General features: G+C 38.2%; 16 protein-coding genes and 2 tRNA genes. 15 read left to right on the forward strand and 3 right to left on the reverse strand.

The window, feature by feature from the left end; genetic code table 11:
• Positions 1-3: 3 nt before the first annotated feature.
• A complete protein-coding gene (locus EPR_RS05655; RefSeq protein WP_200762284.1) occupies positions 4-1,068 on the reverse strand; it encodes a sensor histidine kinase in 1,065 nt (354 codons plus the stop codon).
• The gene (locus EPR_RS05660) at positions 1,065-1,721 is read right to left on the reverse strand and encodes a response regulator transcription factor (RefSeq protein ID WP_200762285.1); all 657 of its coding nucleotides are present in this window, start codon (positions 1,719-1,721) and stop codon (positions 1,065-1,067) included. The genes EPR_RS05655 and EPR_RS05660 overlap by 4 nt, the downstream gene beginning before the upstream one ends.
• A gap of 324 nt (positions 1,722-2,045) precedes the next feature.
• Here EPR_RS05660 and EPR_RS05665 point away from each other — a divergent pair, with 324 nt between their 5' ends.
• The 15 genes from EPR_RS05665 (at position 2,046) to EPR_RS05735 (ending at position 12,678) form a co-directional block, all read left to right on the forward strand.
• Positions 2,046-2,321: an HU family DNA-binding protein gene (locus tag EPR_RS05665; protein WP_200762286.1), complete on the forward strand. Its 276-nt coding sequence runs from the start codon at positions 2,046-2,048 to the stop codon at positions 2,319-2,321.
• Positions 2,322-2,416: 95 nt separating this feature from the next.
• Positions 2,417-2,503 (forward strand) — tRNA-Leu (locus EPR_RS05670).
• 7 nt (positions 2,504-2,510) lie between these two features.
• Positions 2,511-2,585: transfer RNA gene (locus EPR_RS05675), tRNA-Gly, on the forward strand.
• A gap of 90 nt (positions 2,586-2,675) precedes the next feature.
• A complete protein-coding gene (locus tag EPR_RS05680) occupies positions 2,676-3,197 on the forward strand; it encodes a UbiX family flavin prenyltransferase (protein ID WP_200762287.1) in 522 nt (173 codons plus the stop codon).
• Positions 3,198-3,252: 55 nt separating this feature from the next.
• A complete protein-coding gene (gene coaD, locus EPR_RS05685) occupies positions 3,253-3,732 on the forward strand; it encodes a pantetheine-phosphate adenylyltransferase (RefSeq protein ID WP_200762288.1) in 480 nt (159 codons plus the stop codon).
• A 39-nt stretch (positions 3,733-3,771) separates the two neighbouring features.
• Complete coding sequence (tmk, locus tag EPR_RS05690; protein WP_200762289.1) at positions 3,772-4,353, forward strand: dTMP kinase; 582 nt, start codon at positions 3,772-3,774, stop codon at positions 4,351-4,353.
• The gene (gene hisS / locus EPR_RS05695; protein ID WP_200762290.1) at positions 4,353-5,567 is read left to right on the forward strand and encodes a histidine--tRNA ligase; all 1,215 of its coding nucleotides are present in this window, start codon (positions 4,353-4,355) and stop codon (positions 5,565-5,567) included. Before tmk ends, hisS begins: the two co-directional genes overlap by 1 nt.
• A 12-nt stretch (positions 5,568-5,579) precedes the next feature.
• A complete protein-coding gene (gene speA, locus EPR_RS05700; protein ID WP_200762291.1) occupies positions 5,580-7,421 on the forward strand; it encodes a biosynthetic arginine decarboxylase in 1,842 nt (613 codons plus the stop codon).
• On the forward strand, positions 7,421-8,131 hold the full coding sequence (gene cysE, locus EPR_RS05705; RefSeq protein WP_200762292.1) for a serine O-acetyltransferase: 711 nt from the start codon (positions 7,421-7,423) through the stop codon (positions 8,129-8,131). The genes speA and cysE overlap by 1 nt, the downstream gene beginning before the upstream one ends.
• 2 nt (positions 8,132-8,133) lie before the next feature.
• Entirely contained in the window at positions 8,134-8,310 is a 177-nt protein-coding gene (locus EPR_RS05710; protein WP_200762293.1) for a hypothetical protein, read from the forward strand.
• A gap of 112 nt (positions 8,311-8,422) precedes the next feature.
• Entirely contained in the window at positions 8,423-8,665 is a 243-nt protein-coding gene (locus EPR_RS05715; RefSeq protein WP_200762294.1) for a ribbon-helix-helix protein, CopG family, read from the forward strand.
• Positions 8,658-9,005, forward strand: a complete 348-nt coding sequence (locus EPR_RS05720; protein WP_200762295.1) for a type II toxin-antitoxin system PemK/MazF family toxin — start codon at positions 8,658-8,660, stop codon at positions 9,003-9,005. Before EPR_RS05715 ends, EPR_RS05720 begins: the two co-directional genes overlap by 8 nt.
• Positions 9,006-9,168: 163 nt before the next feature.
• Positions 9,169-9,384 (forward strand): hypothetical protein, encoded by a 216-nt coding sequence (locus tag EPR_RS05725; RefSeq protein WP_200762296.1) that lies wholly within the window; start codon positions 9,169-9,171, stop codon positions 9,382-9,384.
• 97 nt (positions 9,385-9,481) lie between these two features.
• Positions 9,482-10,654: a pyridoxal phosphate-dependent aminotransferase gene (locus EPR_RS05730; protein WP_200762297.1), complete on the forward strand. Its 1,173-nt coding sequence runs from the start codon at positions 9,482-9,484 to the stop codon at positions 10,652-10,654.
• 74 nt (positions 10,655-10,728) lie between these two features.
• Entirely contained in the window at positions 10,729-12,678 is a 1,950-nt protein-coding gene (locus EPR_RS05735; RefSeq protein WP_200762298.1) for a glycyl radical enzyme family protein, read from the forward strand.
• On the opposite strand, the gene EPR_RS05740 is transcribed toward EPR_RS05735, so the two are convergent.
• Entirely contained in the window at positions 12,679-12,966 is a 288-nt protein-coding gene (locus tag EPR_RS05740) for a hypothetical protein (RefSeq protein WP_234697089.1), read from the reverse strand.
• Positions 12,967-13,027 lie beyond the last annotated feature (61 nt).

The raw sequence follows: 13,027 nt of genomic DNA on the forward strand, positions 1-13,027 counted from the left end.
CAATTAGGGAAAAGAGAGCATAACAACGGTACCAAAATTTTTTTTGGATTCCGCCTCGATTTCTATATCCATTGCATCACATAAAGTTTTGACTATATGCAGTCCTATCCCACTGCCGCTTTTTTGCTCTTTATAATACCTTTTAAATATCAAATCGACATTTTCAATACCTTTGCCTGTATCCTTGATATAAAGAGTTCTGTTTTTTGTCCAGATTTTTACAGAACCGCCCTCTACATTATATTTACAGGCATTTGTAAGTAAATTGTGAAGTATCTGTTTTATAGCGGCACTGTTTACTTTCACTTCAAAACTTTTGCACTCTACACTTATTTTTATATTCCTGAATTTCAATGAATACTCTTCTGCCATCTCTTTTATCAAAGGGCATATATCTATTTTTTCCATTTTGAATGTTTTTTCTTCCAGCAAAATATTTAAATTTTTATATAAAGATGCTATCTCCTTTGTGCTTGTCTCAATTCTTGAGAGCTCCTTTTTACCCTTGCACAAAGGATCTTTTTTCAAAAGTTTTATATTTAAAAGAATCGACGTTACAGGAGTGTTCAGATCATGTATAAGATCTTTTGCAAACCAGTCCAGACGTTTTATGGTCTCTTGCATAGGCTTTAATGAGAGTTTTGAAAGGTAGAAACTTATCACACCAAAAAGAAAAAGCAAAGAAAATTCGACGACAATTATCTTTAATAGAAGCTTTTTTATGTTTTCGTCAAACTCTTTTCTATCTTTTTTTATCAAAAGATACCCCAAATTGTTTCTGTTGGGTACAATTTTTTCAAAACAGCACTCTGTCAGTTTCAGATTTTGAGGATTGAAATTTTTTATCTCTTTTTTCAATATTTCATATGTAAACCCTTCTCTTTTATAGTTGAAGTTTGAAGTTTTCAACATTCTCGCATATAATATCATCGAAAACTGCTCTTTTGAAATAAACGTCTCTTTTTGTTGTTGAAAATAAAAATATCCGGAAACGGTTATAAGTATCGCAACAGATGCAAAATAGATAGCAAAAAACTTCCAGAAAGCTTTTTTTTCATATGTTTTCAAGCTTCCTCCTCAAGTCTGTATCCGATTCCTCTCATATTTTTTATATCAAACCCCGCTTTTCTCAGCTTGTTTATATGAACACGCAAAGCTTTTTCGCTTATCTCTTCACCTTCGGATATCTTCAAAGCAATCTCCTCTTTACTGATAGTTTTTCCTATATTTTGCAAAAAAACTTTCAACAGCTTCTTTTCGAATGGTGGCAGATGTATCGTTTCACCGTCTCTTTTAATCTCCTCTTTTTCTATATCGTAACTGATATTTCTGTATTTAATAATATTGCTGTGAGAATTGAAACTTTTTTTTATAAGAGCTTTGATTCTTATCAAAAGTTCATCAAAATCGAAAGGCTTTTTTATATAATCATCTGCTCCGGACTCAAATCCCTGCGATAAAGAGTTTATATCAGTAAGAGCCGTTATAAAAATAGCCGGCGTGCTGTTTCCGCTCTCTCTTAAATCTTTTAAAAGTTCGAAACCGTTGATAAAAGGCACTTTCACATCTAAAAGAAGCAGATCATACTCTTTTGCAAATGTCTCATCCAGCGCTTTTTCACCGTCTTTAACCCATGTAACATCAAAATTGTCCGCTTCCAGAAGCTCTTTTAGAGTCTCTCCCAGCGTCACATCATCTTCCACTAAAAGAAGTCTTTTCATGTAGGCTCCACCAAAATTTATTATAAATATAACAAAAAAATAGATATTAAAAGTTAAATTATCAACTTAATAATCAGTCGGAATTTTTAAAAATAAAAAGACTCTTTTTTTTAAATATAATTTTATGATTTCCATTTCTACTCGTTATAATGGGAAATACTGTTCTTTTAAAATTTTTATAAAAATAAAAGCAAAAATTTGTCTTTTTTATCTATTAATACACCTTTTGCACCATTTTAAGGCAAAAAATAGCCAAAATTACTTGAATTTTTTAAAAAAACTCTGTACAATTGAAATGTAAATTTTTTTCATAAAGGATGTACGATGAAAAAAGCCGATTTTATCGCAGCTGTTGCAGAAAAAACAGGGCTATCTAAAAAAGATACCCAAAGAGTTATCGATGCGGCTCTTGAGACAATCACGGAGGCATTGAAGAGTGGCGAAGATGTGTCTTTCATAGGTTTCGGAACATTTACAACTGCTAAAAGAGCGGCAAGAGAAGCAAAAGTTCCGGGTACAAACAAAGTTGTTAAAGTTCCTGCTACAACAGTAGTAAAATTCAGAGTAGGAAAAAAACTAAAAGAAGCGGTTGCAAAATAAACTGACTGCCTGAAACTCATAACTTTCCGGGTCTTTCTTAAAGGCCCGGGTTAACTCTCCTTTAAGTTTTTATATTATAGAATTCCGCTATTCAAGCCGAGGTGGTGAAACTGGTAGACACGCGAGACTCAAAATCTCGTGGGGGCAACCCCGTGCGGGTTCGAGTCCCGCCCTCGGTACCATGCGGATGCGGGAGTAGCTCAGGGGTAGAGCACAACCTTGCCAAGGTTGGGGTCGCGGGTTCGAATCCCGTCTCCCGCTCCATATATTCTTCCTTTTCTTCCGATTTTTTTGATTTATTTCAGTCATATATTAGTATAATAAAACCTTCCAAATATCATAAAAAGGCTTCTATTGAAAGTAGCGGTAGCTATAAGCGGTGCAAGCGGCGTTAGACTCGGTATCAAAACATATGAAAAAATTCCCGAAACATATGAAAAATATCTTATCGTAAACGAAAATGCCGTTAAAGTGGCCCAAAAAGAGGAGAAAGAGAAGATTTTTAACAACTCACATATATGGGAAAAACCTGCTAGCGGAAGTTTCGGCCTTGACGCCTTGATGATAGTGCCCTGTTCTATGAATACACTGGCAAAAATATCCGTAGGAATATCAGACGATCTAACGACAAGAACAGCTTCCGTAATGATAAAAGAGCGAAAAAAACTGCTTCTTGCTCCAAGAGAATTGCCCTTTAGCCCAATAGCGCTTGAAAATATGCATAAACTCTCTATGTTAAATGTTATAATAGCGCCTCCGGTTCTGGGTTATTACAGTGAACCGAAAAATCTTGAAGATATGGAAAATTTTATAATCGGAAAATGGTTCGATTTACTTGGAATCAAAAATTCGCTGTTTAAAAGATGGGAAGGGTAAGAGAGTATTGATTGTAAATCTGAAAGCTTTCATTTTAGCAGCAAAAGGTTTTTGAATGAAAAAAGTTGTATATCCCGGTACTTTTGACCCTATAACAAAGGGGCATATGGATATCATCAAAAGAGCGGCAACTCTTTTTGAGAGCGTCATAGTCGCCGTTGCTGTTTCAAGTGAAAAGAAACCTATGTTTGATATCGAAACAAGAATCATGATGGCAAAAAAAGCGATCAAATCATACAAAAATGTTGAAGTGGTCAGTTTCGATACTCTTTTGGTGGATTTCTGCGAAAAAGTGGATGCAAATGTCATCATAAGAGGACTAAGAGCCGTAAGCGACTTTGAGTATGAGTTGCAGATGGGGTATGCCAACCAGTCTTTGAAAGAGGATCTAGAAACCGTATATCTGATGCCAAGTCTCAAAAACGCATTCATCAGCTCTTCCGTCGTCAGGACTATTTTGAAATACGGAGGAGACATATCTCATCTGGTACCCAAAGAGGTATTGGAAGTGTTGGAGGAAATAGATAGAAAGTAGAAAAGCTTTCAAATCTCCAGTTATAAAACAAGGCAAACTATGTATGTTATTTTGGAAGGAATAGACAGAGCGGGTAAAAGCACCCAGATAGAGCTTTTGAAAAAAAGATATCCCAAAGCTCTCTTTACTAAAGAGCCTGGTGGAACGCCATTTGGACAAAAGATAAGAGATATAGTACTAAATACAAAAAATATCAGCCCAAGAGCGGAAGCACTGCTGTTTCTTGCCGACAGAAACGAACATATTCAAAAGGTTATAAAACCAAATATCGAAAAACTGATCATCAGTGATAGAGGTTTTGTATCAGGGGTGGCATACGCTCATGTAAAAGAAAATATAGATCTTGAGACCCTGCTCTGGCTGAACAGTTTCGCTATGGAAAATATAGAGCCGGACAAAATCGTCCTGATAGAGATATCCAAAGATGCGCTGCTAAAAAGAATGCACACAGAAAAACTCGATACCATAGAAGCGAGAGGCGTAGAGTATCTTTTGAAAGTTCAGGAAATCATGAAAAAAACCATACTCAAAACAGGTATCGAACATCTTTTTATAGACGCTTCTTTGGATAAAGAGACAATAAACCACAAAATTTCCGACTTTATCGAAAAGGGAAGATAATGACTATAAAAGCTTTAAGGGGTATGAAAGATATTCTTCCGCCGCAGAGCGATAAATTTTTATATTTTATAGAAAACGCCACAAAAATAGCCGAAAGGTACGGATTCAGATATATAGAAACGCCTCTTCTTGAAGAGACCGCTCTTTTTAAAAGAAGTGTGGGAGAAAGCAGCGACATTGTGGGCAAAGAGATGTATCAGTTTATAGACAAAGGGGGAAACGACGTATGTCTTCGCCCGGAAGGCACGGCCGGAATCGTCAGAAGTTTCATAGAACACAAACTGGACCGTATGCAGCAGACATACAGATTTTTCTATTACGGCCCTATGTTCAGATACGAAAGACCGCAAAAGGGAAGACTCAGAGAGTTTCATCAGTTCGGCTGCGAAACTTTCGGCGAAGGAAGCGTATATGAAGATGCGAATATGATTTTGCTTATAAAAGATATACTGGACTTTTTCAAAATAAAATATTCGCTCAAAATAAACTCCCTAGGTTGTCCAAACTGTATGCCTCTGTACAGAAAAAAACTGGTTGATTATCTAGAAGGGCTCGAAAACAGACTCTGTGTCGATTGTATACGAAGAACTGACACCAATCCGATAAGAGTTCTTGACTGCAAGATAGAAAACTGCCAAAAAGAGCTCAAAGAGGCGCCAAAACTTCTGGACAACCTTTGTGAAGAGTGCAAAAACGACTTTGAAAAGCTAAAACAGCTTCTAAAAAAGAACAGCGTCTCATTCGAGGTAGACCCCAATCTTGTAAGAGGTCTCGACTACTACACTAAAACCGCATTCGAATTTGTCAGTGCCGAGATAGGTGCCCAAAGCGCGGTAGCCGGTGGGGGAAGATTCGATAGACTTGTAGAGTTTTTGGGCGGCAAACCCACTCCGGCCATAGGTTTTGCCATCGGAATGGAGAGGATTCTGGATCTGATAGAGATGCCGGAAACAAAAAGAGAAGGGATCTATCTTGGCGCTTTGAGCGAAAATGCTATAGACACTATTTTCACTCTGGCACATAAGAAAAGAGAAAAAGAAAAAGTCTTTATGGAATATAGAAAGAAAAGCCTGAAAGCCCATCTCAAAGCTGCAGACAAGGCAAATGCAAAATATGCGGCTATAATCGGAGAGGAAGAGATCAAAAACGGAACAATATGGGTAAAAGATCTTGAAAACAAGAAAGAAAAAGTTATAGATCTGGAACAGTTCTGATTTGGAGAGCAAATGTTTGACTACGGCATAAAACAGTGGGCAAAAGATGACTTTATCATCGAAAACGGACTGGTAAAGGTAAACCATTCCGTCAAGCCCTCTTTGATAGAAATTACAAAAAAAATCAGAGACACAGGTGTAAGAGGACCTATACTCATAAGATTTCCACACCTTATAAAAAAACAGATAGATTCTCTTTATACGCAATTTAACAGAGCGATCGACACTTTTGACTACAGAGGGGGGTTCAATGCCGTTTTTCCGCTGAAAGTAAATCAGTTTCCAAACTTCATAAAATCTCTTGTGGATATTGCACAGGAGTACAACTATGGACTTGAAGCGGGAAGTAAAGCCGAACTTATCATAGCGATGGCCTACAATAACAAAAACGCCCCCATCACGGTAAACGGCTTCAAAGATAAAGGCATGATAAGCCTCGGTTTTATCGCGGCAAAAATGGGATATGACATAACTTTGACCATAGAAGGTCTAAACGAACTCGAAACCATACTCGAAGTTGCAAAAGAGCTAGGAGAACCTCTCCCCAATATAGGTCTGAGGATTCGTCTGCACAGCTCCGGTATAGGTATATGGGCAAAAAGCGGCGGCATCAATTCCAAATTTGGACTCACTTCTACGGAGCTTCTCGAAGCGGTTGATCTTTTAAAATCGAACAATCTTCTTGAGAAGTTCAGAATGATACATTTTCATATAGGATCCCAGATAAGCGAAATAGCCCCTGTAAAAAAAGCCCTTAGAGAAGCGGGAAACATATATGCCGAACTTAGAAAAATGGGTGCGAAAAACCTCGACGCCATCAACCTTGGCGGGGGTCTTGCCGTTGAATACTCCCAGCATGAAAATATTCACAACAGAAACTATACCCTTACTGAGTTTACAAACGATGTGGTCTATCTGCTAAAAGAGATTTCAGCGCAAAAAGGCGTTGCAGAGCCTATGATATATACAGAATCCGGAAGGTTCATAGCGGCAAGCCATGCAGTACTTATCGCACCGGTACTGGAGCTCTTTTCACAGGAATACACCGAAAAGGGCCTGAAACTAAAAAAAGAGAACCCTCCTTTGATAGAAGAGCTATACGATCTTTATAAAACGATAAACAGTGCAAACGCCATAGAGTACCTTCACGACAGCCTCGATCATATGGAGTCTTTGCTGACTCTTTTCGATCTTGGATATATAGACCTTCAGGACAGGTCAAACACCGAAATTCTCGTACATCTCATCATCAAAAAAGCGATTGAGCTGACAACCTCCTCTAATTCGCAGGAACTTAAAAGAATACAGGACAGGGTTCAAGAGCGATATCTTCTGAACTTCTCTCTTTTTCAAAGCCTGCCAGATTTCTGGGGATTAAAACAGCGTTTCCCGGTGATGCCGCTAAGCCATCTGGACAAAACCCCTACTAGAAGCGCATCGCTCTGGGACATAACATGTGACAGTGACGGTGAGATCGATTTTAATATAGACTATCCTCTATATCTGCACGATATCGATGTAAAAAAAGAGGAGTATTTTTTAGCCTTCTTTCTTGTAGGCGCCTATCAGGAGACGTTAGGCATGAAACACAACCTTTTCACCCACCCTACCGAAGTGACTGTAGAGTTCGAAGAAGAGGGATACACTCTTGAAAATATCGTAGAAGCTCAGAGTATTCTCGATATTTTATATGATCTTGATTATGATATAAATGATCTGCAAAGCAGACTAAAAACAAACATCGCAGAATCTGATAAAATTAAAATAGATGAAAAAGAGAAGATATTGGAACAGCTGGCTTTTCATCTGCATGAAAACAGTTATCTGAAAATGGTTACCAAAAAGGAAGGCTGATGAAAAAAGCATCTTTGTGGCAGATAATAAAAGAGGATTTTTCCGTAGTTTCTCAAAAAGACCCTGCAATACACTCTAAATTTGAACTTTTGACAAACTATCCGGGCGTTTGGGCGCTTTTCTGGTACAGGATAGCAAACGCCCTTCACAAAAAGGGTCTTAAACTACTTGCAAGAATGATAATGGGCATAAACCAGATTTTTACCGGAATAGATATCCATCCAGCGGCAACGATAGGAAGACGCGTATTCATTGACCACGGTATAGGTCTTGTTATAGGAGAGACGGCGGTAGTTGAAGATGATGTTCTGATATATCAGCAGGTTACCCTAGGAGGAGTGAGTCTACTCAAAGGCAAAAGACATCCTACCGTAAAAAGCGGAGCCGTCATAGGAGCCGGCGCAAAGGTACTTGGAAACATAACGGTAGGCAAAAATGCAAAAATAGGCGCCAATTCGGTAGTTGTAAAAGATGTGCCTGACGATTCCACCGCAGTTGGCATACCTGCAAAAATCATCGTAAAAGGAAGAGACAAATCGCCTCTAAGCCACAACAAACTGCCGGATATAAATAAAGAGATCTTCGAATATCTTGTAAAAAGAGTGGCTGTTCTCGAACATGCGATCTTAACCGGCGACAAAAACATACTGGAAAAAGACAAAGAGCTAGATCACATCTATGAAGCGTTCATAAAAGCTATGAAAGATTGATTATGAGATACATCTACCTTAAAACAGAAGTGGAATCTGAAAAAAAAGAGTACAAACCTCCCAGATTTATAGGCTCCATGGTCAGGGGTACAATGGGCGTAGCTCTAAAAAGAGTCGTCTGCATCAACCCTTCATACGATTGCGAAGAGTGTTTTGCAATAAAAAGAACAAAATATTGATATTAGAAAAAATCGACAGCCACTTGTAAAAATCTATTACAAATAAACTATCTCCTTGACAACTACTCTAATTTTACTTAAAATGGTAATACGTAAATAAGTAGGAGAAAACATGAAAACGATAACATTAAAAACAGATGATAATTTTTTTGAAAAGATATCAAAGTTAGCCAAAAATCTTCATATTTCCAAAAGCGAGCTCATAAGAGAAGCTGTAAGAGAGTATGAAAAAAATCTGTATAAAAAAAATTTGAAGAAAAAAGTTCAAGAAGCTTCGTTTAAAGTCAGAAGCAGTCTGTCTGAGGAGATAAATGAGTTCGAGGAAACAAATCTTGACGGATTGAGAGATGATTAAAAGAGGCGAGATATATCTTGCAAATCTCAATCCTAAAAAAGGCAATGAAGTTGGGAAGCTCCGTCCTGTCCTTGTTTTGCAGACAGATATGTTAAACGAGATATCTCATCCCACTGTTATAATACTACCTCTTTCTACAAAACTTGTAGATGAAGCATATCCTTTGAGATTCAGAATAAACAAAAGAGACAGATTGGAAAAAGATTCAGATATTTTATGCGATCAAATTAGAGCCATAGATATAAATAGACTGAAATCAGTTCCTTTGACACTTCTGACGGAAGAAGAGATTGTCGATATCGAACATAGACTTGAAATTATTTTGGGATTTATTCAATAACGGATATAAAAATCTCTTCTCTCTGTAAAAACTAAACAAATCTATATTCTTGTAAAAAGGACAACGAAAGAGATTTTTAAATGGCCTACTAAAAGGACTTACAACGAAAAATGATCACAACACAATACATCATATATAGAATCATTTGTGCTAAAATATTCATATGATCAAATATCTCAACGAAATGATTGATTCGATTATAGTTATCGTGCTTCTCTTTCCTGTCATACTCATTCTAAATATTCTTTTTATAGCGCTTCTCTATTTTGCAGGCGTAAAGTTGGACAACGTATCTGTCTTTATAATCGCTCTTTCTGCGATTGCTCTATACTACTTAGCTGCTATAAAGTACATGTTTTCCAAAAAAAACGACAAATAGCTACTTTACTATACACATTCTGGTCACTGCTCGCTTTTCAATTATTTGTTCATCAAAATTTAGCTATAATTTCATAAAATTTTTAGAAGGAAGTGGAATGTTTTCAAAAAGAATAGAAACATTGTCCGAATCTTTGACTATAGCGATATCTTCTCTTGCGAGAGAGCTAAAAGCTGCCGGAAAAGATGTGCTGGGTTTTTCGGCGGGAGAGCCGGATTTTGATACACCTGAACTTATCAAAAAAGCGGCTATCGAGGCGATAAACGAAGGTTTTACAAAATATACGGCCGTTGAAGGAATTCCGGAGCTTCTCGACGCTATAAGTGAAAAACTGAAACGTGACAACAATCTTGATTATAAAAGAAACCAGATCATCGTAAGCAACGGAGCAAAACACTCTCTTTTCAATCTTTTTCAAACACTTATAGATGAAGGTGACGAGGTTATCATCCCGGCTCCGTATTGGGTAACATATCCTGAACTTGTAAAGTATTCCGGTGGAAAACCTGTTTTCGTTGACACGGATGAAAACAGCCAATTCAAGATAACAGCAGAGCAGTTGAAAAACGCTATAACACCAAAAACAAAAATGCTTGTTCTAACCACCCCTTCGAACCCGACCGGAGCGGTGTACTCGCAAGAGGAACTGGAAGAGATAGCGGAAGTTCTAAAAGGTACCGACATATATATAGCAAGCGACGAGATGTATGAAAAACTGGTATATGATGCAAAATTTGTCTCCGCAGCGTCTATAAACGAAGATATGTATAACAGAACTATAACCATAAACGGCCTCAGCAAATCTGTAGCGATGACCGGATGGAGATTTGGCTATCTTGCGGCGGCAGATCCGGAGCTTATAAAAGCAATGAAAAAGCTTCAGAGCCAAAGCACATCAAATATAAACTCCATAACTCAAAAAGCCGCCATAGTCGGACTTGACGGAAGTGTAGACGGTGATATAGAGTATATGAGAGAAGAGTTCAAAAAAAGAAGGGACGAAGCTGTTCAACTCTTCAACGATATAGAAGGGCTTAGCGTACTACCTCCCCAGGGTGCCTTTTATCTGTTCGTTAACACCAAAGAGATAGAACCTGACTCCATGAAATTTTGTAAAGAGCTTCTTGAGAGGGAAGGCGTAGCGGTCGTTCCGGGCATAGGTTTTGGAAAAGACGGTTATTTTAGATTTAGTTTCGCAACCGATATCGAAAGTATCAGACACGGTATCGAAAGAATCAAAAGATTTGTGGAAACACAAAAAAACAGCTAAAAAATTTTTTATTTTTTCTTTCATACTTAATACAGCTGATGGTATAATAAATTACTTATGCCAAAGGCTGTATTATGTTTGTGAAAGAGCGTTTCAAACTTTCCAAAAAAACAGTTGAAAAACTAAAAGGAAAAAAGCCAAATTTCGGTTTCGGCGCTTTTTCGGAAGCCACCTACTACCGTACCTATAGCCGTAAAAAACCGGATGGCTCCCAGGAACACTGGGTAGATACTATCATCCGTGTCATTGAAGGCGTCATCTCTATCAGAAAAAACCACTACATCATTAACGGACTTGAATGGGATGAAAAAAAATGGCAGGAATTTGCACATGACTTTGCTATTACCTGCTTCGATATGAAGTGGCTTCCCCCCGGTCGAGGTCTCTGGATCATGGGAACCCCGTATATTTACGAAAGAGGAAGTGCCGCCCTCTACAACTGCGGTGCGGTAGATACCGAAGATCTTGCACTCTCAGCCGACTGGGCTATGGATATGCTTATGTGCGGAGTGGGAGTGGGATTTAATATGTCGTGGGACGGTTTTGCAAAAAAACCGGATAGAAAAAATCCTAAACTATACGTTATCGACGACAGTAGAGAGGGATGGGTAAAATCTGTCAGACTGCTGCTTGACAGCTATGTAAGTGACGGACCTTTCTATAGATTCGACTACTCGAAAATAAGACCGGCAGGTTCTCCAATAAGGGGATTTGGCGGAACTGCATCCGGTCCGGAACCTCTAAAAGAACTTCATAAAAGACTTGAAGCCGTAATGGATAGCTATATCGAAGGAAAAATAAACAAAACAAGATGCATAGCGGACGTTTTCAATTCTATAGGAGTCTGCGTTGTAGCTGGAAACGTGAGACGTTCTGCTGAAATAGCTATAGGCTCGCCCCATGACGAAACTTTTCTGAATCTGAAAAATTACGATATTTTTCCTGACAGAAAAGATATAGGATGGATGTCCAACAATACAGTAGTTTTTGAAAAAACGGAAGATTTCAAAAAACTTCCTGAAATTGCCGAACTTGTGAGAAAAAACGGTGAACCAGGAATTTTAAACCTTATAAACGTAAGAAAATATGCAAGATTCGGTGACATCGAGTATGACAGAGCATGGCTTTCCAATCCCTGTGCGGAAATTGCCCTTGAAAGCTATGAGTTGTGTAATCTTGCTGAAGTTTTTCCAACAAGGTGCGAAAACGAAGATGAGTTTTACAAAGCTTTGAGATATGCAACTTTTTACGCATCTACCGTCTCTTTGCTTCCAACCCATAGACATGAAACGAACAAGATAGTAGCAAGAAACAGAAGAGTTGGAGTAAGTATATCGGGTATTGCGGACCTACTGGATGAGATAGGTGCAACTGAGCTGACACGCAGACTCAGATACGGTTATAAAATAGTAAAAGATACAAACAAAATGCTTGCAGAACAGGCGGGCATTCCGGTTTCTATCAGAGTTACAGCCATAAAACCGTCGGGTACGATCAGCATACTTGCAGGCACAAGTCCCGGCATTCACTTTCCGCCTTTCAGATATGCCATAAGAAGAATCAGAGTAGGAAACAACACTCCCATATGTAAATTTTTAATAAAAGCAGGTGTTCCAAACGAACCCGATATCTATTCTGAAAACACTACTGTCTTTGAATTTCCTATAGAGTATAAAAAAACAAGACCTATCACTTCCGTATCTGCCTGGGAACAGTTCTCTTTGCTTGCAATGCTTCAAAGAGAGTGGTCTGACAATATGGTCTCATGCACTATACATTTTGACGAAGAGAAAGAGGGTAAGCAGGTAGAGCACATGCTGGCGATGTACGCACCTGTAATCAAATCTGTATCGATGCTTCCGCATAAAAGAGGCAAAGTATACAAACAGATGCCGTTTACGAAAATAACAAAAGAAGAGTATGAAAAAAGAGTCAAAGAGATGCCGAAAATCGACTGGTCGAAATTCGGCGGAAGCGAGGGAGCCGGAGAGGGCTACTGCACTATCCTGGCCTGTAACATTTAGTTATCCGGTTATTCCCTCATCAACATCTTTTGGAGTCTCTTCAGGGATATAGTCTTTTCCGAACTCATTTTTTGCAATATTTAATGCATCTATAAGGTCATCTATATTTTCATATGGTATATGAACTTTCCACTCAGGCTCTTCAAGATTTCCGTTTAGAGATATTCCGATACTTACAACAGGTTCACTGTTTTTACCGTAAGGTTCAGTCAGATGAGTTACAGTAACGACTCCGTCCTTTGTTCCGTAAAGATTGAAGAACTTTATCATATGGGCATTTTTTGGCATAATCGACTCCTTTTTTGAAGTTTAATTTCATTTTAACATCACTTCTAATATAAAGTATATC

This window comes from Nitrosophilus alvini (assembly GCF_015100395.1).
GTDB lineage: Bacteria > Campylobacterota > Campylobacteria > Campylobacterales > Nitratiruptoraceae > Nitrosophilus > Nitrosophilus alvini.

Bases quoted from the DNA above. Each gene is read 5' to 3' on its own strand.
- tmk (WP_200762289.1), top strand. From the start codon at position 3,772: ATGTATGTTATTTTGGAAGGAATAGACAGAGCGGGTAAAAGCACCCAG.
- EPR_RS05710 (WP_200762293.1), top strand. From the start codon at position 8,134: ATGAGATACATCTACCTTAAAACAGAAGTGGAATCTGAAAAAAAAGAG.
- EPR_RS05735 (WP_200762298.1), top strand. From the start codon at position 10,729: ATGTTTGTGAAAGAGCGTTTCAAACTTTCCAAAAAAACAGTTGAAAAA.
- speA (WP_200762291.1), top strand. From the start codon at position 5,580: ATGTTTGACTACGGCATAAAACAGTGGGCAAAAGATGACTTTATCATC.
- cysE (WP_200762292.1), top strand. From the start codon at position 7,421: ATGAAAAAAGCATCTTTGTGGCAGATAATAAAAGAGGATTTTTCCGTA.
- EPR_RS05715 (WP_200762294.1), top strand. From the start codon at position 8,423: ATGAAAACGATAACATTAAAAACAGATGATAATTTTTTTGAAAAGATA.
- hisS (WP_200762290.1), top strand. From the start codon at position 4,353: ATGACTATAAAAGCTTTAAGGGGTATGAAAGATATTCTTCCGCCGCAG.
- EPR_RS05720 (WP_200762295.1), top strand. From the start codon at position 8,658: ATGATTAAAAGAGGCGAGATATATCTTGCAAATCTCAATCCTAAAAAA.
- EPR_RS05665 (WP_200762286.1), top strand. From the start codon at position 2,046: ATGAAAAAAGCCGATTTTATCGCAGCTGTTGCAGAAAAAACAGGGCTA.
- coaD (WP_200762288.1), top strand. From the start codon at position 3,253: ATGAAAAAAGTTGTATATCCCGGTACTTTTGACCCTATAACAAAGGGG.
- EPR_RS05725 (WP_200762296.1), top strand. From the start codon at position 9,169: ATGATCAAATATCTCAACGAAATGATTGATTCGATTATAGTTATCGTG.
- EPR_RS05730 (WP_200762297.1), top strand. From the start codon at position 9,482: ATGTTTTCAAAAAGAATAGAAACATTGTCCGAATCTTTGACTATAGCG.
- EPR_RS05660 (WP_200762285.1), bottom strand. From the start codon at position 1,721: ATGAAAAGACTTCTTTTAGTGGAAGATGATGTGACGCTGGGAGAGACT.
- EPR_RS05740 (WP_234697089.1), bottom strand. From the start codon at position 12,966: ATGCCAAAAAATGCCCATATGATAAAGTTCTTCAATCTTTACGGAACA.